The sequence below is a fragment of the Paenibacillus sp. MMS18-CY102 genome, from assembly GCF_009789195.1.
Lineage (GTDB): Bacteria > Bacillota > Bacilli > Paenibacillales > Paenibacillaceae > Paenibacillus_T.
Genome location: NZ_WSTC01000027.1, coordinates 23,970 through 45,010, shown reverse-complemented (window position 1 = coordinate 45,010; position 21,041 = coordinate 23,970). Strand labels below are relative to the sequence as shown.

At 52.8% G+C, this 21,041-nt stretch carries 14 protein-coding genes; 3 read left to right on the top strand and 11 right to left on the bottom strand.

Going from position 1 to position 21,041, the window contains the following annotated elements; all coding sequences use genetic code 11:
• Positions 1–18 precede the first annotated feature (18 nt).
• Together GON22_RS18885 and GON22_RS18880 are read right to left on the bottom strand one after the other, a co-directional pair.
• Positions 19–522, bottom strand: coding sequence for a GNAT family N-acetyltransferase (locus GON22_RS18885; protein ID WP_160397672.1), 504 nt, complete (start codon positions 520–522; stop codon positions 19–21).
• Complete coding sequence (locus GON22_RS18880) at positions 523–7,671, bottom strand: S-layer homology domain-containing protein (RefSeq protein WP_160397671.1); 7,149 nt, start codon at positions 7,669–7,671, stop codon at positions 523–525.
• Positions 7,672–7,865: 194 nt separating this feature from the next.
• Between GON22_RS18880 and GON22_RS18875 the strand changes: the two genes are divergently transcribed.
• Complete coding sequence (locus GON22_RS18875; protein ID WP_160397670.1) at positions 7,866–8,528, top strand: histidine phosphatase family protein; 663 nt, start codon at positions 7,866–7,868, stop codon at positions 8,526–8,528.
• 131 nt (positions 8,529–8,659) lie between these two features.
• On the opposite strand, the gene GON22_RS18870 is transcribed toward GON22_RS18875, so the two are convergent.
• The 8 genes from GON22_RS18870 to GON22_RS18835 form a co-directional block, all read right to left on the bottom strand.
• The gene (locus GON22_RS18870; RefSeq protein WP_160397669.1) at positions 8,660–8,938 is read right to left on the bottom strand and encodes an RNA-binding S4 domain-containing protein; all 279 of its coding nucleotides are present in this window, start codon (positions 8,936–8,938) and stop codon (positions 8,660–8,662) included.
• A 3-nt stretch (positions 8,939–8,941) separates the two neighbouring features.
• Complete coding sequence (locus GON22_RS18865; protein WP_006038139.1) at positions 8,942–9,214, bottom strand: HU family DNA-binding protein; 273 nt, start codon at positions 9,212–9,214, stop codon at positions 8,942–8,944.
• Between the two features lie 195 nt (positions 9,215–9,409).
• Complete coding sequence (mazG, locus tag GON22_RS18860; RefSeq protein WP_160397668.1) at positions 9,410–10,954, bottom strand: nucleoside triphosphate pyrophosphohydrolase; 1,545 nt, start codon at positions 10,952–10,954, stop codon at positions 9,410–9,412.
• Positions 10,955–10,984: 30 nt separating this feature from the next.
• The gene (locus GON22_RS18855) at positions 10,985–12,838 is read right to left on the bottom strand and encodes an oligosaccharide flippase family protein (RefSeq protein ID WP_160397667.1); all 1,854 of its coding nucleotides are present in this window, start codon (positions 12,836–12,838) and stop codon (positions 10,985–10,987) included.
• Between the two features lie 106 nt (positions 12,839–12,944).
• Positions 12,945–15,743 carry an ABC transporter permease gene (locus GON22_RS18850; protein ID WP_160397666.1) on the bottom strand — a complete coding sequence of 933 codons (2,799 nt, stop codon included), beginning with the start codon at positions 15,741–15,743 and terminating at the stop codon, positions 12,945–12,947.
• Positions 15,736–16,437 (bottom strand): ABC transporter ATP-binding protein, encoded by a 702-nt coding sequence (locus tag GON22_RS18845; protein WP_160397665.1) that lies wholly within the window; start codon positions 16,435–16,437, stop codon positions 15,736–15,738. The genes GON22_RS18850 and GON22_RS18845 overlap by 8 nt, the downstream gene beginning before the upstream one ends.
• Before the next feature lie 187 nt (positions 16,438–16,624).
• Positions 16,625–17,935 carry a sensor histidine kinase gene (locus GON22_RS18840; RefSeq protein WP_160397664.1) on the bottom strand — a complete coding sequence of 437 codons (1,311 nt, stop codon included), beginning with the start codon at positions 17,933–17,935 and terminating at the stop codon, positions 16,625–16,627.
• On the bottom strand, positions 17,932–18,630 hold the full coding sequence (locus GON22_RS18835) for a response regulator transcription factor (RefSeq protein ID WP_237179242.1): 699 nt from the start codon (positions 18,628–18,630) through the stop codon (positions 17,932–17,934). Before GON22_RS18835 ends, GON22_RS18840 begins: the two co-directional genes overlap by 4 nt.
• Before the next feature lie 130 nt (positions 18,631–18,760).
• Here GON22_RS18835 and GON22_RS18830 point away from each other — a divergent pair, with 130 nt between their 5' ends.
• Both GON22_RS18830 and GON22_RS18825 read left to right on the top strand, forming a co-directional pair.
• A complete protein-coding gene (locus GON22_RS18830; protein WP_160397662.1) occupies positions 18,761–19,033 on the top strand; it encodes a hypothetical protein in 273 nt (90 codons plus the stop codon).
• 99 nt (positions 19,034–19,132) lie between these two features.
• Positions 19,133–19,864 carry a metal-dependent hydrolase gene (locus GON22_RS18825; RefSeq protein ID WP_160397661.1) on the top strand — a complete coding sequence of 244 codons (732 nt, stop codon included), beginning with the start codon at positions 19,133–19,135 and terminating at the stop codon, positions 19,862–19,864.
• Positions 19,865–20,475: 611 nt separating this feature from the next.
• Here GON22_RS18825 and spoVT read toward each other — a convergent pair.
• Positions 20,476–21,018: a stage V sporulation protein T gene (spoVT, locus tag GON22_RS18820; protein ID WP_160397701.1), complete on the bottom strand. Its 543-nt coding sequence runs from the start codon at positions 21,016–21,018 to the stop codon at positions 20,476–20,478.
• Positions 21,019–21,041 lie beyond the last annotated feature (23 nt).

Below are 21,041 nucleotides of genomic sequence, written 5' to 3'. Positions count from 1 at the left end.
CCTCCTGTCTTGTGTCTGTTAATCTAACGAGCTGTTCCATTCCATTCTTGCGTTCATTTCATCAGCTTGTACAATGCGGAATCCGCATCGCTCGTACAGCCTTGCCGCCGGATTGCCCTTGCTTACCGTCAACCGAAGCGGCTTGCCGGCTTCCTTCGCCCTATACTGGAGGTCCGTCAGCAACTGACGCCCTATCCCTCGGCCCCGGAATTCCGGCAGCAGCGCAATGTCGACAAGCGTCAACCCATCAGATGCCTCTGACACATGCAGCTTGCCTGCTTGCACCCCATCTAACGTTATCGCATACAGCTCCGATTCCGCATAGTAGGTGCGATAGGAACGCTGCTGCATGTCATACTGCATGCGGAGGAACGAGTGCGCAGCCGCCTCATCCCATCCCCATGCTGCAACCTCTTCCATGCGAACGGACAGATAAACCGCCAGCATGAAAGGGTCTTCCGAATCGACAAGCAGCAGCCCTATTGAAGAATGGCTAGCAAAAGGAAGAATTTGTTCGTTCATTTAGATATAATCGGCTTTCTTCAGCAAATTCTCCACCATTACAGCAAGTTGGGCACGTGTAATTGGCTGTCCTGGCTGCAGGCCGCCTCCGATTCCGTTCACAATGCCTAAAGATACGCACAATGCCGCTGCGTCACGCGACCAGCTATGCAGTGCTGCCGCATCACTAAAGCTGCTTAATGCTTGCCCCGTTTGCGCTGCTGTCAGCTTCGTATCCAAACCAACCAACTCTGCGGCACGGGCGAGAATGACCATTGCTTCCTCACGCGTAATCGTTGCGTCCGGCCGGAATGTGCCATCTGCATAACCAGTGATGAGCCCGCTTCCGCTAGCGAAGGCTAGCGATTCGCCATACCAAGCATTCGGATTGGCATCGGAGTATGCAGTGTTCGAAGCCGATCCATACAAGCCAAATGCTTGAACCAGAATGGAAGAGAACTCCGCACGCGTTGCCGTCCGGTTCGGATCGAACAAGCCATTGCCTACGCCGCTAATAATTAACCGGTTCGCCAATCCGTTGATCGACTGTTCCGCCCAGTGCTTCGGCGTATCCGTGAACTTGCCGTTCATGCTAATGAGTACGAACGTGCCTTGCGTAAGGCCATGCACGCGAATTTCGGTTTGTTTGTCGTGTTTCACGAATCTTGTTGGAAGCGATTTAAGCTTGCCGTTCGGCAGCAAGAGTGCAGCCGTTGTCGGTTCAGCAGTCAACTCTTCCGGACGGTAGCTAACCGCGACGTAGCCTTTGATTTTCGCTAAGTCAATCCGTTTGCCTTTACGGTCAATGTAAACTTGATAGTGCATTGGAATCGCAGCAAGCTTAGCACCGCTTTTCTTAACAGCTGCAGCCGCTTTGTTAGCATCAGCTTCTGAGGCAGGTGCAAGCTCGATGCGCAATACGTCTGATGGGTCTGTCATCTGGCTAGCGAAAGCTTTCAGCATGTCCGCAGATACCCGGATCGTCCGTCCATCCAATTCCAAAACCAAATCGCGTTTGTCATCGCCCAGCAGCTTAGCCATCGAAGGGTCAAGTTTTAGTACCCCGGCATCAGCATCTTGCTTAGGATTAATCACGATTACGAATGGATCACCCGTTTTGCCAGGAAGATTGCCTTTCCATTTGTCGCCTCCCAGCTCGGCCGTTACCGTCTTGCCTAGGTCAGTGGAGCCAACTTCCGTTTTTACCCGATCTTTCAGCTTCGTTGCGTCTGTTCCTGTAACTGAAATCGGAAGCTCCGTTGGCACAACTGGCGGCACCACGATTGGCGACGCATTGTTCGTAACCGTAACCGTCATAGGATCAGAATAAGCAACGCCGTCATATGCACGGAACGTGAACGTCTCTTTACCTATTACAACTGGCTTAAAGGTAAACGCTCCCGTAGCAGCATCGAGTGCCAATGTGCCAGTTGCTGGCTGGGTGGCTACAGAATACGTCAACGTGTCCCCATCAATATCCGTCGCCTTTACCGTTCCTTTGGCTTCCGCATTGCCCGTCACCGTTACGGCACCGTCCTGTGCAACTGGTGCATCATTCACTGCCGCAATTGCCAGATCAATCGTGGCTTCGCCAGCCGCTGGCACGCCATTGGCTCCACCGCTCCATTTGAGCGTAGTATGGCCGTTCCAATCCTTGTCAGGCGTAAACGCCAGCTTCGTAATATCAGCAGCAGCAATCTGCTGGCCTACTGTTACTGCAACATCATCCAGCTTCAATGCTCCGTGCGCCGGCAGCGCCAAAATCTTGATCTGGTAAAGCGCCTCGCCATCAGCACTCGAGTAGCCGAAGTCGGCCGCGGAATACGTATAGACTGTATCTTCTGTACCGTTTGCAGCACGATCAGCAAGAACCGGCACAGAACGCATTTCAATGCTGTCAGAAAACGCAGCGCTCTCATTGCCTGCTGCGTCTCTTACTTTTACCTGTACGGTCTTCGTTCCATAACCGCTTGTTAATGCCGCAGAAAGCTGTGGTGTAATCGCCGCCCAGCTGCTCCACGTTGAACCGCCGTCCACCGATACGCTTGCTTCGGCCACGCCAGAAGCAGGAGCGGCACCGTCGTCCACCGTCAGGCCAATCGTTACATTAGCGTCCGTCGTGAGGGCTGCTCCGCCATTCACAGCGGCCGTGCCAGTTGGCGAAGTCATATCAACGACAATGGCATCGCTAACTCGGTTGATGTTGCCTACTGCATCTTGAACTTCCATATATACCGTGCGAGTGCCGTCCCCAGATTGCAACGTCCAAGCCTTAGTTGCCTGATACGATTCCCACGAGCTCCAGGATGAAGCATCATTCGAGAACCTCATCTGGGTGGCCGTCCCATCGGATGTCATATCCAACTGGACCGATAAGGAAGATGCAAAGCTATCATTGTTGTTAATCGTTACAGCACCAATTGGCGCTGTAGTATCGAGCGTGATCGATGCACTGGTCTCATAGACATTGCCCGCCGCATCCTTCAAACGCAGATTGATCGTCTTCAACCCTTCGCCAGCTGGCAGCGTCCATGCTTTCGTCACGTTAAGAAGCTCCCACGAGCTCCATGTACCGCCGTCATTCTGGAACTGCATATCCACGGCAGAGTGATCCGGGTTACTAATCGTTAAATTAGCGCTTGTTGCATTAGTTGTCGTTTCTCCGCTGTTAATGACTAACGTTCCATCCGGCGGTGTCGTATCGAGCGTAATCGTATCACTCGTCGTGTACACATTGCCAGCCGCGTCCTTGAGCTGGATGGAAACCGTCTTGCTGCCGTCGCCCGAATCAAGCGTCCAAGCGCTCGTCGATGCAAGGGTTTCCCAACCGCTCCATGCTGTTCCGTCGTTGGAGAATTGCATTTGAACTGCTGTGCCGTCAGGATTCGTTATCGTGAGGTCGACATCCGTATCCGTAGTGTAAGTATCGCCATTGTTAATCGTTACTGTGCCATCCGATTCCGTCTTATCAATTTCAAAAGTAAGATCCGTATGATTGCCCGCTAAGTCCGTTACAACTAGCGTATAAGTCCCTTCACTTGAAACCGTTGCACCGCTAGAGATCGATGAACCATTCAGCAATCCGCTGCCGTCTGAGAAAGTAATCGTCCGGTCCGTATTATATAGCCCATGGTTTGTTACACCGCTTACCGTCGGCGCAGTTTGATCCAACGTAATCGTCGCGCTAACGGTAAACACATTGTTCAAGTCATCCTCTAGCTCAACATTAACCGTCTTCAAGCCTTCGCCCGCAGTTAATGTCCAATCAGCAGCCGTATCGAACGCTTGCCAACTGCTCCATGTGCCGCCGTCATTTTGAATCCTCATCCGATCAGCCGTACCGTCCGCATTCGCTATTGTAAGCTGTACAGCCGTAGTATTCGTATACGCTGCTCCACCCTCAATAACAACCGAGCCGTTCGGCGGCGTCGAATCCAGAACGATGCTGTCCGTTGCCGAAGAGACATTGCCCGCTGCATCCTTCAGCTGAACATGGACCGTTTTGCTGCCATCGCCGCTGCTTAGTGTCCAGCCTGATTTAGCAGCCGCATATGTTTCCCAACCGCTCCATGTCGTTCCGTCGTTAGAGAATTGCATCTCAACCGCCGTGCTATCCGTGTTCGTTAAGGATAGCGATACAGTCAACTGGTTGGTTGTTGCCGCCCCACTGTTAATCGTTATCGTCCCAGCAGGCGGTGTCTTATCAATTTCGAAAGAAAGATCCGTATGATTGCCCGCCGCATCTGTTACGGCCAGTGTATAAGTGCCCGCACTCGAAACGGTTGTACCGTTAGAAAACGCCGAGCCATTCAGCAACGCAATGCCATCTGAGAAAGTAATCAACCGATCCGTATTATAGAGCCCGTTATCTGTAACGCCGTTTACTGTCGGTGCCGTTTGGTCTAACGTAATCGTCGCGCTGGCAATATACACGTTGCCAAGCTCATCCGACAATTCAACATTGACTGTCTTCAGGCCTTCACCGGTTGTTAACGTCCAAGCAGCCGTTGTGCCAATTGCTTGCGGGCTGCTCCATGTTCCGCCTGCATTTTGGATTCGCATCGTGTCGGCCGAACCATCCGGGTTCGCTATCGTAAGCTGCACAGCCGTATTATTCGTATACGCTGCTCCGCCTTCGATTACAACCGTACCATCCGGTGGTGTCGTATCAAGCGTGATGCTATCCGTTGTTGAAGAAATATTGCCTGCTTCGTCCTTCAGTTGCACATGAACCGTCTTGCTGCCATCACCGCCGGTTAACGACCAGCCCGATTTGACAGCCGCATAAGCTTCCCAACCGCTCCACGTCGTGCCGTCGTTGGAGAATTGCATTTCAACAGCTGTGCCATCTGCATTGGTTAATGCCAGCGATACAGCCAACTGTTTGGTTTTTGCAGCACCGCTGTTAATCGTGATTGTTCCGGCAGGCGGCGTCTTATCGATCTCAAAAGAGATATCTGTATGATTGCCCGCCAAGTCTGTTACAACCAGCGTATACACGCCTTCACTCGACACAATCGCTCCGCTCGATATTGGAGAACCATTCAGCAATCCGCTGCCGTCCAGGAAGCTAATCGTTCGGTCCATGTTATAAAGCCCGTTATCTGCTACTCCTGTAACCGTCGGGGCAGTCTGGTCCAGCGTAATGGTGTCACTTGTTGCATACACATTGCCCAGCGCATCTTTCAGCTCAATGTTAACTGTCTTCAAGCCATCGCCTGTGCTCAACGACCAATCAACCGTTGTGTCGACAGCTTGCCAGCCACTCCATGAGCCTCCTGCATTCTGAATGCGCATCAAGTCGGCCGAGCCATCGGGGTTCGCTATCGTCAGCTGCACGGCCGTATCATTCGTATACGCTGCTCCGCCTTTAATAACGACCGAACCGTCCGGTGGCGTCGTATCAAGCATGATGCTGTCCGTTGCCGAAGACACATTGCCTGCTGCATCCTTCAACTGAACATGGACCGTTTTGCTGCCATCGCCGTTGCTAAGTCCCCAGCCCAATTTGGACGCTCCATAAGCCTCCCAACCGCTCCACGTCGTGCCATCGTTGGAGAATTGCATTTGAACTGCCGTACTATCTGCATTCGCAATAGCTAGGGACACGCTTGTCGAATTCGTTCCCGTGTCGCCATTGTTGATTGTTAAATCTCCGGCAGGCGGCGTTTTATCAATTGTGAATGTAATAACGGTTGCATTGCCTGCGGCGTCTGTCACTGTGAGCGTATGTGCCCCCTCTGCCGTAACCGTATCACCGCTAGAAAATGCACCGCCGTCCAGTACGCCCGTACCGTCAGAGAAAGTGATTACTTTGTTCGTGTTGTAAAGTCCACCAGCTGTAACGCCCGTCACAACCGGAGCTGCCGTATCAAGCGTAATCGTATCGTTTACTGCCGAAGACACGTTACCTGCTGCATCTTTGAACTGAACAGATACGGTTTTGGTTCCGTCGCCTGGGCTTAGCACCCAACTGCTTGTCGCTGCAAACGATACCCAACTGCTCCAAACGCCGCTCTCATTGCGGAATTGCATTTCAACTGCTGTCGCATCGGCATTTCCTACTTGCAATTGCACTGCCGTTGTATTAACTGCTGTTGCCCCAGAAGCAATAACAACCGTACCTACTGGTGCTGTCGTATCAAGCGTAATGTCATCCGTAAAGGTAGATACGTTCCCTACCCCGTCGCGAAGCTGCATCGAAACCGTTTTGGTACCATCTCCAATAGCGAGCGTCCACGATTTGGAGGCGTTGTATGTCTCCCACCCAGACCACGATGAGCCATCATTGGAGAACTGCATTTGGATCGGCGCAGTTGGATCCGATGCAGCTACCGTAAGGTTTACGCTGGCGTTATTCGTTAATGCAGCAGCACCGTTAATGGAAACTGAGCCTGTCGGTGCAGCCGTATCTAATACAATCGTATCTGACGTTTGATACGTCAGGCCGAGCGCATCTGTCAGCTTGTAGTACACCGTCTTCGTTCCAGCCCCAGCGGAGAGTGTATGTGATGCGCTGTTTGCATAAGGAACCGGCGTTGACCATGTTGTGCCGTCATTGGAGAAGCTCATCGTTAGCGTATCGCCTGCATCTGGATCGCTAGCTGTTAACGTGAGCGTCGCGTTCGTGCTTCCCGTCGAAGCAGCGCCTGCATTAATGTTAATGGTGCCCGTTGGCGCTTCATTGACATTGTTGACGGTTATCGTGAACGGCTCTTCGTAGGTATTGTTCGCTGAGTCCTTCACTTGAACATTAACCGAATAACTGTCCTTTGTTTCTTTATCAAAAGTAGCAGCAGTCTTCAACTGATTGTTGTCAATCGTGAAGCTTGCATTATCTGCACTGCCTGCTCCTGATACTAAGCTGTACGTGAATGTTTCGCTTGCATCTACATCCGTGGCAGAAAGGGTTCCGACCGTCGTACCGCTTGCGAGATTCTCATTCACGCTTGCGTTGGAAAGCGCGATGTCCGTAGGTGCTGAGTTAGCCGCATAGTAAATATCGAGATGCGTGCGCTTACTAGCATCACTGTAAGTTCGGTCATAAATAACCGCATTAGTGTATGTTGATTTGCCATTTGCCGTTTCCCCGCCAAGATCACTTGCGAGTGGTCCTTTGACAACAATCGTTATCGCAGTCGCGCCTGGGTTGGCGGCACGATAGGCGTTCAAGTTGCTGGCTATATCGAAATTAACTGTTACGTTGGATTGGAAGACATCAATTCCGTATACACCAACGGGTGTTAACGATGCCTCATTAACATGGATGCCGTTGCTCTCCCCCCAGGAAAGGTCCGTGGATGTAAATATCTTGTAGGTTTCCTGGGCATCCGGCACATCCGTATCAGTATCGACGGACTTAAGGCTGAGATATAGCAAAGCCTGTTCGATCGTCCTGGCAGAATTGATAGCGGTAAGTGGAAACTTGATCGCGAGGATCGAATTGCCATATTCGTGTCCAGAATCACGTTGGTATCCAACAATATGGGTATTGAGCTCTACACCGTTATTATAGTCCCCATCATTGTCATACGACTTGTCTTCTGTTGCATCAATCTTTTCTCCAAAAACAGGTGGTAAGGCTGCCTCCGCCTTCTGCGGAACGAGCAGCGGCTGAATGACCGCGACAAACATCGCGGCTAACAGCCATTTTGCTAAACGTCCTTTCATAATTAACCTCCTAAAGTGATATAAATGTATGCACGTATGCAATGGTGTCTGTTGGGGAATTCTTACAATTAGCGCATATAAAACTAGTAATATTTTACTACTTTTTAATGCTAGCATATCGCATAAAATTTGGCTATAAAATATCCGATCTGTATACTATATTTATCAGCCCTATATGGAGGTTATGTGTGGTCATGCCCAGCCGATTACGGTTAGTTTTCGCGTCAATCGCGAAGATTAGATTAAAAAAAGAACGCAATCTGCCCGGAAGCCGGCAACATGCGCCTCATGCTTTGCCACACACCATCGGACTGGTACGGCACTATCCCGTGCAGTTGCCGCTCCGGCCCAGGCGATGTGACGCTGAGCAGTTCGCTGGCTGGTGCGACAGGTATAACAGTGCGGCAGTAAAGCTGCCAGCTTTCCCATCAGTGGGGGCAACGGAATGGGATGCTTGCCTATCAAGCGATATGAGGCGGGCCGTTGCCACTGCCCAGCATATTTATGGAGAAAAAGGCGGCATTGTCTTTACGAATAAACTGCGTGAAATTGAGCTGGCGCCTTTCTGGAACACGCGCTTGCGGCTGCCCCTGCTGTTATGGGCTGCCGTTGCAAGAGCCGCTTGGTATGCGTCACATCAATCACAACCGGAGTCCAAGAAGCAAGCCAGAACGCGTGCAGCAGCGCTAGCGGACCAACTCATGAGGTATGGCGGGGAAAAACGTGTGCTCCTTGTGTCGCACGGCGCATTCCTGCTCGTTTTGCAGCGGGAGCTGCGCCGAAGAGGCTATCGCGGTCCGCGCATTATGCATGCCTCCCACGGCAAGCCTTATATAATGAAGCGTGCTGTTGGATGATTGGCACATCATTTGCGGATAGGCCAGTGGCGTTATACGGATCAGCATATGTGGAGGCTCTTCATAAAAACACAAAAAAGACCGTTTCGCCTGCCAGCTATGAAGCCAGTAGGCGAAACGGTCTCTCCGTATTATTCCCAGACTTTCTCGTCTGGTTGGCGTGTCTCTTCTTTCACCAAAGTATAGAGCTCGCCAGCTTCATCCTTACGGGTCGATTCGGCTAGCCGCTCAACGCGAACCGTTACCAGCTTCGTCCCATATTGAATCGTTAGCTCATCTCCAAGCTTTACCGTACTGCTAGGCTTAGCCTCTCGGCCGTTCAGCCAGACGCGCCCCTGCTCGGATACGTCCTTCGCGACGGTACGCCTCTTGATCAGCCTCGATACTTTGAGAAACTTGTCTAGACGCATAAATTACTTGATAGCATCCTTCAGCTTGTTGCCAGCTTTGAATGCAGGGACTTTGGATTCCGCAATCTCGATCGGATTGCCCGTTTGCGGGTTACGGCCCGTGCGGCCGGAACGCTTACGAGTTTCGAATGTGCCAAAACCGATGAGTTGCACTTTATCTCCGCTTGCGAGCGCGTCCGTTACTTCACCGAGGAAGCCATTGAGGACAGCCTCGACATCACGTTTCGTGAGACCGCTCTTCGTTGCAATGTTGTTAATCAGATCCGTTTTGTTCATTAGTAATTGCCTCCTATAGTTCGTCAGTCAGAATCATAGAAATGGCCCCGGACGTCGATGCGTTGCGGGCGGTTGTTGCCGTTTGGCTCCCTAGTATTTCTGCCTAGTGCTAAATAAATCCTGCTAATTAATTAAAAAAATTTGCGAATCATGCAGAATAGCGCCGGTTTTTAGCGAATAGGGGCGAACAGGGAACTATTCTTGCCGCTTGGCTTCCTCCCAGAATCGGTCCATTTCTATTAAATCAGTTTGGTCAAAAGTTTTGCCTTCTATACGAAGCCTCTCTTCAATATAAGAGAATCTTCGTTTGAATTTTGCATTCGTGCGAGCCAGCGCTTCCTCTGGGTCCGCATCGACGAATCGCGCTGCGTTAACGACAGCGAACAGAAGGTCGCCCAGCTCTCCGATTTTCTCGTCATCACTGCCACTGGACGCCGCTTCGCGCAGCTCGCCCAGCTCTTCTTCGATCTTCGCGAGCACCGGGCCAAGATCGTCCCAGTCGAAGCCGACCTTGGCCGCCTTCTTCTGAATCTTGTAAGCCGTCATCAGCGCTGGCAAGTCGCGGGGAATGCCATCGAGCTGGGATTTGCGGTCCTTATCCGTGCCATTGCGCGCCTTCTCCTCCGCCTTCATCTGCTCCCAGTTGCCCAGCGCTTCTTCGCTGTTATTGGCATCGCGGTCGCCGAATACATGCGGATGGCGGAAAATAAGCTTTTCGTTCAACGTCTGAATGACGTCGTATACGCTGAAGGAACCGACTTCCTCCTCCATCTGGCTATGCAGCATCACCTGCAAAATAACATCGCCAAACTCCTCGCGCATGCCGTCCGGGTCGTCGTTATCGAGTGCTTCAAGCGCTTCATAAAGCTCTTCGATAAAGTTTTTGCGAATTGACTGATGCGTTTGTTCACGATCCCAAGGGCAGCCCTCTGGGCTGCGAAGAATCGAGACAATTTCATGCAGCCGGTCGAACGAACGATTTTGCAACGATTCGTCTGTGGAGCGTGGAATCCATACCAAGGACAGGTTGCCGTAACCATCAATTCGATCAAGCTCATACAGCGGTATATGCGCAATCTGCTCCTCGCCCTGCACGCCGAGCGCATGGCCAACGACGACCGGATAGTCATCCGGGTACCGTTCCATCAGCGTCAGCTTCAAATCGGAAGCAGTAAACGTATCGTACACTTGCCCAATTACGGTATGTAGCCGCGGCTGCAAAAGCGATGGTTGAAGCTCCACCGCATCGAGCAACTGGAATCCTTCGATGGGGTCAAAGCCTAAGCGGACGAATGCTTGGTCCAAGAAGCTCTCGCCACCTAATATTTCAAGCGCTACGCCTGCCTCTTCGCAACGCTCGCGAAGCAGCTGAACAGCACGCTCCGCTACCATCGGATGGCCCGGAACCGCATATACGATGCCAGGATTGGATGAGATGGCGGCATGGGTCGGCGCTGCCAATCCCTCTGGAAGCTCGGAGTTGGATGACGCTAATGCTAGGCTAACCAGTTCCGTGGCGATTGCCTCGTACACGTCTGGGAAATTGTCATGCTGTTCATACAATCGGTCAAACGATTCATAAGCGATATCATTCTCCCGCAATAAAGCCATCATTGGGTGATGCTCCGTTCGAACGAACAAGCGCGAAGCATTTTGCAATCTGCGCCATACGCCGAGCGTCAGTTGATCCGCATCGCCGGAGCCAAGCCCGACGACGGTCAATCGGGACTGCGTCGTCATCGATTGTTCCTCCTCATCGTACCGGTGCCGCTATTCGCGCGGCTTCCGAAGTTCTTCGGGCTGCGGCGCCCGCGGGATCAGCCGCAGCTTCCCCAGCCGGGCGGCGATCGCTTCGCCGCCCGGGAGCGCGCGCCACTGGCGCGCGTCCATGCCGCCGCAGCGCAGCAGCGCGGCGGCAAATGCACAGGCGCCCACGGCTACGCCGGCCAGCGCCTGCAGCGTTGCTGCCGCCCGTGGCGGCAGCCCGTCGAGCGCGCGCATGCCGCGCTCGGCCAAGGCGAGCGCCGCGGCCATGCACGCGAGCGCGAAGCCCAGGCGCAGCCCCGCCGCGAACGTGGCGGCGGCGGGGCTGCGCCCTGCGCTGCTGCCGCTAGGCTGCGCAGCGCTATAGGCGCGTTCCGCGCCTGAGCGCGCCGGCGGCACGCCGGTGCCAGCTGCGCCATCGGGCGCAGCCGCGCTTGCGGCGGCGCGGCCATGCGCGCCGCCATCGGCGCTCGCGCTAGCGAGCGCAGCGCGGGCTGCCCAAGCGGCAGCAAGGGCAGCGGCTGTGAGCGCGGCGAGGCCGGCGATGGCTGCGCCGGTGATGCCGTAGCGCGGCACGAGCGCAGCGTTAAGCACGGCCTTGGCCGCTGCGCCGGCGAACAGCAGCAGCGCCGGCAGGCGCAGGCTGCCGCAGCCTTGAAGCACGGCAGCCGCTGCAGCCGAAACGGCGGCAGCCAGAGCCGTCAAGCCGACGAGCGCGAATACGCCTGTCGCTTGGTCATCGGCGAACAGCATAACATTGATCGGCCTTGCAAGCAAGGCGATCCCTGCCGCCCCTGCACCGCCGAGCCACCATGCGGCACGCAGCGCGAAGCCCGCCTGTTCCCTTGCTTCCAGCCAGTTGCCTTGCGAACGCGCAAGTGCAAGCGACGGCACTATGGCTGATATGGCTGCGCCGCCCACCATCGCAACCAATTGCACCAGCGTCTGGCCCCGGCCATACGCACCGAATTGCGCCATTGCTTCTGCGCTGGACAAGCCCGAGCCAATCAGCAGCCGTGGCACCATGAATGCGTCTACGACGGCAACCATCGGCACAACAACCGCGCCAAGCGCCATCGGCAAAGCGAGCTTGCCGAGCGACTGCATCTCCTCCAGAAGCGGCAACAGCCCTATCCGCGCCTTTTCATCCCCGTCCCGCTGCCCGCTAACAACAACCGGTTGACCGGCCAGCCCATTCGGCTGCCGCCCGCGTCGTTGGCTCCATGCCAACATAAGGAGCGCACCAGCCGCACCCGCGGCGGACCCCGCCATTGCACCTGCGGCGATGCCCGCATCTCCCCAAGCTTGCGACATGCCCCAGGCCAGCATTGCTGCCATGACCCCGACGCGCAGCGCCTGCTCCGCAACCTGTGAAGCCGCAGATGCTTGCATCGCATTCATGCCTTGTGCGTACCCGCGCAAGGCCGACAATACGGGCACGAACCAAAACGCCACAGCAACTGAACGAATCGCGCCCCTTGCCTCTTCATCGCCAATCGCTTCCGCAAGCCATGGCGCACTGAGCCAAAGCAGTGCAAAGCCAGCCGCGCCACTGGCGCCAAGCAGCCAGAGCGCAGCGTGCCTCGCATGCTTTGCGCCTGCAAGATCTCCATCGGCAAGCCGCCTGGCGACGACGATTGCTACAGCCGGCGGCAGCCCGGCCGTCGCTGCGACTAGCAGCAGTTGGTAGAGTGGATAAACGGCATTATAAATGCCGAATACCCGGTCACCAGCCAAGTTTTGCAGCGGTATTTTTTGCAATACGCCGATTAGCTTCGACACTACCATCGCAGCAGCCAACAGGAGTGCTCCGCTCCATGCTTTGCGGCTTCGGCCCTTCTCATCCCTATTCGTCTTCATACAACCTAATCTTACCTTCCCCGTTACACGATATGGTGTATTATACCGCAGGATCAGGTCTCGGTAATCAAGAAAAGCTTATCGCTGCCGAATAAACGAGCCCTCGCTAAGCAGCTTCCCGCATAGCCTCACCAGGTGCGATGGCCAGCACCTTTCTCGCTGGGAACCAATTGATAGCCACCGCGATCATGCCAATGCCAACCACGATCACAAGAATAGTGCCCTGTGGATAGTTGAAAGGCATTTCCTGCAGATGGGCCGAAATTGCACTCAGCTTAAGGACACGAAGATACATGTACCCGCCGGTTGAGCCAAGCGCAGCACCGATGGATATTCCTACTGCACTGATGAAGAAGCCTTCAAGCAGAAACATTTGGACCAAGAGCTTGTTAGATAGGCCGATGCATCGCAGCATGGCAATCTGCTTCGACCGAACCTGTACCGCGCGCATTTGAATAATCGCTAGCCCACACACCGCAATGAGCGCCGTAAAGGCCATGAACCCAATAAAAATATGGGCCATTTGTTGGTTCATCACGTTTTTGGAGCCGTTTTGAAGGTACGGGAATATGCCATTCTTGATGCCCTGGTTCAGCAATGCTCCCTCTATCGCTCGTGCCTTCCCCACATTTTTATAATCAAACTTTAACAGCAAATAACCTTTGTTCTTATTCTCTGTATGGCTATATCCGTAAGGTTTTAATCCATCAAATACGCTTCGGCTGACGAAGGTGGCGTTATAAAACTGGTTGGAAAGCGACTTCTCTGCGTTTCCTCTGGCAAACCCAATAACCGTAAACGTCTTTTGGGTGACGGGCACCGGCTTTTCTGTAAGGCTGCGCAGCTTGTTTTCATACACCGGGAACGTTATTTTTTGCCCGACATGATACCTCCGCTGATCGTTTTTATATAGATTAACCGTGTTATTCTCCATGAAACGTTCATCCAAAATGATAGCAGAATTGTCACGGCTTACTGCCGTCCAAGCCTCTTGATCGTTAGCGTACGCCGTTGACCTTGCAACAAGCGGCAAATCCCCCTCCCTAACCAGCTGCTCCGTTACCGGAAATACTGCGTTCGGAATTGCCCCCACCCTTGTCGTAAGCTGATAGGTTTCAACGTCGGCCACACTCGCTATAGAAGAAGCTAATAGTGGATCTCGCTGGACAACAGCAAGATACCGCTGCTTCTCTTGCTCCGTCTTGTACGGCAATTGGCCCCCATAGCCCAGAATCGCCTGGTTCGTCTTATCCACATCGTTATATTGATTCTGATAGGCCGTAATCATAACGGTCGACGTGATGGCCAATACAATTAGGCTAAATAATAGGGTTACGGCATACGTCTGCTTCAGCTCTTGTTTCGGATAACGCGATGCCATGAAGAAGGCGGTTTCCGGCCAACCGAGCCGCCTCATCACTGCTCCCAGTGCGGGTATCCAATACGCCATGAATCGAATCGCTAGATGAACGAGCGCAAAGCAAGCGAACAACCAGATTAAGTTTACCCAAATAAATGAGGGGCTTTGCAGCAAATTAACGCCTGCATCCGTGTTCGCGTAGTACAAGTGCAGCAGGATAATGAGCAGCGAGACAGCAACTATGACGGCATCCAACCCTTTTCTCCACCTGTGCGTCCGCTTGGATACGGGAGCTTTGCCCAATAGCTGCAGGATGCCCTGCTTGCCAACCACCCAGGCCGCAATCAACGTAACAGCGCATTGGAAGAACATAATAGCGCCGAACGCTTCAAGCACGGTTATCCACGATAAGTATGGCTGGATTGGAACCACAATGCCTGAGATGTGCTCCAGCATTTCGCCATATCGGGCATCGTACCATTTAATAAGCACTAAGCCTGCACTTATGCCGACTAGCGATCCCGCCATTGATTGGAGTACGGTCAGCATGAATGATTCGGATACAAATAGTCCTCTTACTTGGTTCCGTGATAACCCGATTGCCCGCAAAATCCCATAGTTTTCTGAGCGTGACCTTGCTTGCATCATTAAAAGCTGGACGAGCAACAACAAGCCCCCAATGCTAGCAACGCCAGCAAGCAAAACAAAAATAAATCCGTAAGAGCTTCTTAGATCTTGAATTTTGCTATAGGCATCTTGCTTCGTGCTTTCCATCCGGTAGAAGTCTCTCTTTGATTGCGGCACAGGATACACGCTATTGATCCCATCCACAGGCGGCCCTGCAACTAAAACAGAAGTAAATCTCCCCTCAGCCAGCCCAATAAGCTTCCTAGCCATGCTAAGTTGAACAATTGCCGTCCCTTGGTTCGTTCCTTGGCGATAGCCCGTTAAGCCCTGCTCCTTAGCCGTGTGTACACGAAACAAATAATGCTTTCCGCCTTTATCAGTTAGCTGCACAATCTGGCCATTCGCAATGCCGTATTGATCCGCTGTCGGCTGATCAATAATGAGGTCATCATCCTTTAGCGGCAGCGACCATAATAATTGGTTTCGCTCCATCCCAGCCGCCCGCTCCGGGTCAAAGCCGAGCAGCTGTAAATGGGGAATAACGATTCCCTCTTTTGTATTGCCGCCCGCTGCGGCCAGCTTAGCTTGAACGTCAGAACGGACGATAGGAAGGACCGCATACGCCATGTTATGCAATGGCTTTTCGATTTCGGCAGCTTGCTCGCTTGAGAAGGAGTTCGAGAAGGGGTCCTCCCGCTGGTTCGAACCCAAACCGTCCGGCTGCAGCTCCCAATCGATTGCGCCATAATGTGCTTCTATGTACATGTCGCCGCTATGGACAAGCGAGTAATAGAAGGAGAAAGATAGTCCGATTAAAATCGCGCCAATGCTGCCGCCAATAATTGCAAGGAGCGCCTGTTTCCACTGCCTGCGCAGATGGAGGGCGGCCATCTTCCACGTTAGGCTTGACCTAAGCATGGCGGAAAGCCCCTGCTTCCTGCCCGGCGCCACCCATCACTCTCCCATTGCTCATAACGATTGTCCGCGATGTTGCTTTCGCCACATTCGGATCATGCGTCACAATAACAACCGTCGTATTCAACGACTGATTCAACATGCTGAGCAGCCCAATAATCTGTGCTGACGATTCACTATCGAGCGCCCCGGTCGGCTCATCTGCCCAAATGACGCTTGGTTTTCCGGCTATGGCGCGCGCAATCGCAACCCGTTGATTTTGCCCCCCAGAAAGCTCGGATGGCAGCCGGTCCAATTTGTCGCCAAGGCCGACCTGCTGCAGCGCCATTGCCGCTTTTTCCTTCGCTGCCTTCCTCGTCTCGCCTCTGGCGAGAAGCGGCACGACTACATTCTCGGCTGCAGATAACACCGGAATGAGATGATAGGATTGAAAAATAAAGCCCATATGTTTTAAGCGGAATTCCGAAAGCTGATTATCCTTTAGTTCATGAATCGGCGTGCCGCCGATCCAAATCTCTCCAGAATCCATACGGTCGATGCCAGATAGCACTTGGAGCAGCGTCGTTTTGCCAGATCCGGAAGCTCCCATAATCGACACCATTTCACCCTGTTCGATGGAGAAGCTAACCTCCTTCAACGCCTTTACCGCCGCATTCCCTGCCCCGTGTGTTTTGCATAATTGTCGTACGTTTATCATATCGAAGCGCTCCTTCGCAAACATCATTGATGTATTGGATCATTTGCCCAATTACTTAACACGTTTATCTTAACAAGCGAATCTCGAGATTTGATCAGCAAATTCTGCAGATCTTGTGCAGATTGCATGTTAACGCAAAAAATCTGCCATTCGCTCGCCCTAAGGCTAGCACGATAGCAGATTTTCATCATTCCGTAAATATAGGCATCGAGATTCGGAAGGTCGTGCCTGCTTGCCAACGGCTCTCCACGCTGATCATGCCTTTATGCGCTTGCACAATGCCTCTCGTAATGGCGAGGCCAAGCCCCATGCCCCGGAAGCCGTTATGCCTATCCGTGCCTGAACTGCGGTAAAACCTTTCAAATAGATAAGGAAGCTCATCTTCCTCTATCCCTATCCCGTCATCTTCGATCTCAATAAAGAAGTTCGCTTCGTCCTGCGAGTGGCGCACCTCAATGGTCCCCCTGCTGTGCTGAAGCGCGTTGCCGAGCAAATTAATTAACGCCTGCTGGAGCCGGTCCGGGTCGACATACACGGATACGTTTTTGCTAAGATTGCGAAATGCCATCACCTGTTGCTCTTCCATGCCCGGCAGCAGGGAACTCACCGTTGTTTCGATAAGCTCATTGATTGATATCCATGATTTGCGCAGGGTTAAGTTGCCCGTCTCAGCCAACGACAGCTGCTGCAAATCCTGCACAAGCCTCGACATCCGATAGAGTTCTTCGAGGAGGCTGCAGGCTTGTTCGATAGAGATGGCAGTATTCGTCTCCAATCCACCTTCGATGACGAGCCTCATAACGCTAATCGGCGTTCTTAGCTCATGGGAGATGTCTGCAACCATCCGCCTTCTCACCGTTTCCAGCCTATGGATGTAGTTTCCAACCTCGATTAGCCGGCTCTGCAACGCTTCATTATGAATTGCGTTTACCGCAGCCAGATCAAATGCGGCCTCTGGCTGCTGCAGCTTGCCCAATATATGCGTTAACTGCTGGTGCTGGGCCCAACTGCGTTTTGCAGACCGGTATAAAAGCGGAAAGGCGAGCAGGAATACGATGAATACTGCGAGCAATGAAATCCATATCGCCACGCTATAGGCCGATTTGGAAGCCCACGCTAGATCGAAATAACCAACAATCTGCCCTTGGACGAGAATTGGCTCATGCGTTGCCAGTAACGTTGGGGTAATGGCACGAAGATCATAGTTGTAGACCAATTGGCCGGCAGCATCAGCCAAATGAAAATGGGCAATCTGAATCGCATTCGCTCCGGCCATAACGGTCTCGAATTGATCCCCTAAGCTGTTCCAATTGCCAGCAGCATTATAGTAGGCATATAAATAATTGCGCCAAAGCGCGATAAGCAGCGCCTGTTCCTTGGCTTGTTCATGATGTTTCAAATAGAGCACCAGCACAGATACAGCTGCGCCAGCCAAGAAGGCAATGATGACAGCAACTAGCAGCGCCCGGGCGATAATTGTTCGATACTCGGCTTTCATAACCCAGACCCGCCAAATTTATAGCCTACCGCATAGACCGTCAGTATGTATTCATGGTTATTCGGATCCGCTTCAATCTTCTTCCGCAGGTTGCGAATATGGGAGTCGAGCGTACGCTCATAGCCAAAATACGCTTCTCCCATTGAAGATTCAACCAATTGGCTGCGTGTAAACACCCGTCCGGGGCAGGAAGCCATCGCTAGAAGCAGCTTATATTCCGTTGCCGTGAGCGGCACCAGCTCACCCCGGAGCCGAACCTCATGCTTTTCCGTATCAATCGTTAGCTCGCGTAACGACAAGACAGGGCTTGGGCCCGCCTCAACCGGCGCCTTGCGGCTGCGCCGCAATACGGTCCGTATGCGCGCGGTTAGCTCCCGCATCCCGAACGGCTTGGGCATGTAATCGTCGGCTCCGATTTCAAGCGCGAGCACCTTGTCGAACTCATCGCTTCTTGCCGTCACCATAATGACTGGAGTGCCGAACGTATTCACGATCCACTTGCATGCGTCCAAGCCAGAAATGCCAGGAAGCATCCAATCGAGAATTACGATATCTGCACTCCCTTCCGCCAGCGAATCCTTTGCTTCTTCAAACGATTGAAACCCTCGAACGGCAAACCCCTCTTTCTCAAGCATGGCCTTGCCTTCTTCTAATATCTTAAATTCATCCTCTACCCATATAATTGAATCCGGCAACGAATAGTCGACCTCCGATAGCGATAGTGAAAACACCTTATATCCATCTAACCATATATAGAAATTAATGCCACACTCTATCATTTTAGTATATGATGAAGGCAACGCACAATCGGAGGGAGTGATCGGCATGAAACGCCGGGCTAATCAATCAACTCATTCGATTAAGGTGACCGCGCTCCTACAGGAACTTAGAAACCGCAGGCGTAGCCTCGCGGTTTTTTTTGCGTTCAAAAAATGCCGCCGCTTCGCTAACTTGTACAGCTATGTGCGTTGCCTGCGAACTGCGGCAGAGAAGTGGGACCATGAGCCGGATTGGGTTGTTCAGTTTCGGGGGAAATTGGCCAATGCCATGGCGCATAAAGCTTCAGGATTCGGCACGCCCATCATCGCCTGGGTTTAGCGAGTTGACCAAAATACAAACATATGTTTGCACACTCACTAAGAATGCTCTACAATTAGAACAACTCTATTCGTAACAATTAGAAAGGCGGTGCGCCGTTTGAAGGGTTCCTCGCATCTTGTCATTAGCACCGGCGTCTCTCTGGCTGTCACCGCGTTACTTCACACTTCATTGACGCCCGCAGCTGCTATTGCAGCTGTGGTTGGCAGCCTGCTGCCGGATCTCGACGAGCCCAATGGCCTGCTCGCCAATCGGACATTCCCGAAGCCCGCAATTCGCGTGCTGCAGATCGTCCTGCTGCTCGCAGCAGCAGCAGCAGTCTGGTTCACGCGTACCCAGTACCCATGGAACTGGGGGGCGGGCGCCGTTGTCGGGCTAGCTGCCTTCGCTTCCACCCGCTGGCTGCGCCAGCTGCTGATGCTCATTACCGGCGGGGCTTTAACGGTCGGCGGCGTCCTCTATGATCCGCGGCTTGCCGCCGCTGGACTGACGCTCGTCGTATGCGCACTAGTGCCGCATCGCGGCTTCACGCATACGCTGTATGCGACAGGCTTATGGACATTCGCCCTCTACTGGATGGCGAATGACAATCCCGGCGTCTGGCAAGCCGGCGGGATATCGTATTTGCTTCACCTTCTCGCTGACGCCTTGTCCAAACGAGGCGTTCAGCTCCTGCCTCCGCTGCCGTGGAAGCTATGCATTCCGCTCATGCGATCAGGCAAATCAAGCGCCGCCGTCGTTGAGACGGTGGCAATCGGCCTGACATTCATCCTCGCCTGGATCGTATTCGTCCAGATGGGCCAGTGGCGGTTATGGACGTTGTCCCCATAAACACCCTAAGTACGAACGCTAATGAAACAAGTCATCGAAACACCTCCAAGTGAACGCCTCCGCATCGTAAGATGTGGAAGATTCCTTGGAGGTGTTTTTCTTATTTTAAGGTACAAACGTTGTTACAAATTAGAAAAATAATTTTTTGATTTGGGTTGTATTTCAACCCATGATTTACACCTTACTAATATGAGATGGTTAACGCCACTCATACTGGCAACGAGGTCTCAGTTGGGGAGTTTACGCTCTCCAGTTCTGCGGCAGGCGGCTGCCGCTCTACTCCGATTGCTTTAGTTGTTCAGAACATTTAAATAGTTTAACAGCAACTCCGCCTAACATATTCTTTTTTTGGTGGATCATACTATTAAAACTAGCTAATGTATGATAAATCCGCACCCAAAATTATAGATGGCAGCGTATATGTATGTTTAAAATAAAGAAGCCGCACCTCAAGCGTGTGGCTTCTTTATTTTGTGCCCCTTCTTCATTGCCCGCTTCTGCAATTGCCAATACATAGAGGAAGCACTACAGCAAACAGCCTTCACTTAACTAGCGCAATCGCTCCAGTTACGAGAAGGCTGTCCTGTATTAATTGCGAACAGCTTTCAATTCTATTGCTCCATCTGCTTCGCCAGAAAACCGGCTGCCGTCTCCGCCATCTTCTGTTCCATTTGGGCCATCTTCAAGCCCTCTTCCTTCGAGAGCAGCACTACCGTGCCGATTGGATCGCCGCCAGCGATAATCGGAGCCGATACGAAGGATGCGAATGGTTCACTGACATCCTTAATGAGCTCATAAGAGCCGCCGCCGGTTTCAATGACCGTCTTGCGATTCTCCATGCAATTTTCCAAAATAGAGCCGACTGACTTATCCAGAAACTCCTTCTTGGACGCGCCGGCGACGGCAATGATCGTATCTCGGTCCGAGATAATCGTCACATGCCCTGTGCTTTCGGACAGTGATTCAGCGTACTCTTTGGCAAAATCGCCGAGCTCGCCAATAGGGGAATACTTCTTCAAGATGACCTCGCCATCGCGATCCACGAAAATTTCCAGCGGGTCGCCTTCGCGAATACGAAGCGTTCTCCGGATTTCCTTCGGGATTACTACACGGCCAAGATCGTCGATGCGACGCACAATACCAGTTGCTTTCATGTCTTGTTGCCCCACTTTCCCTG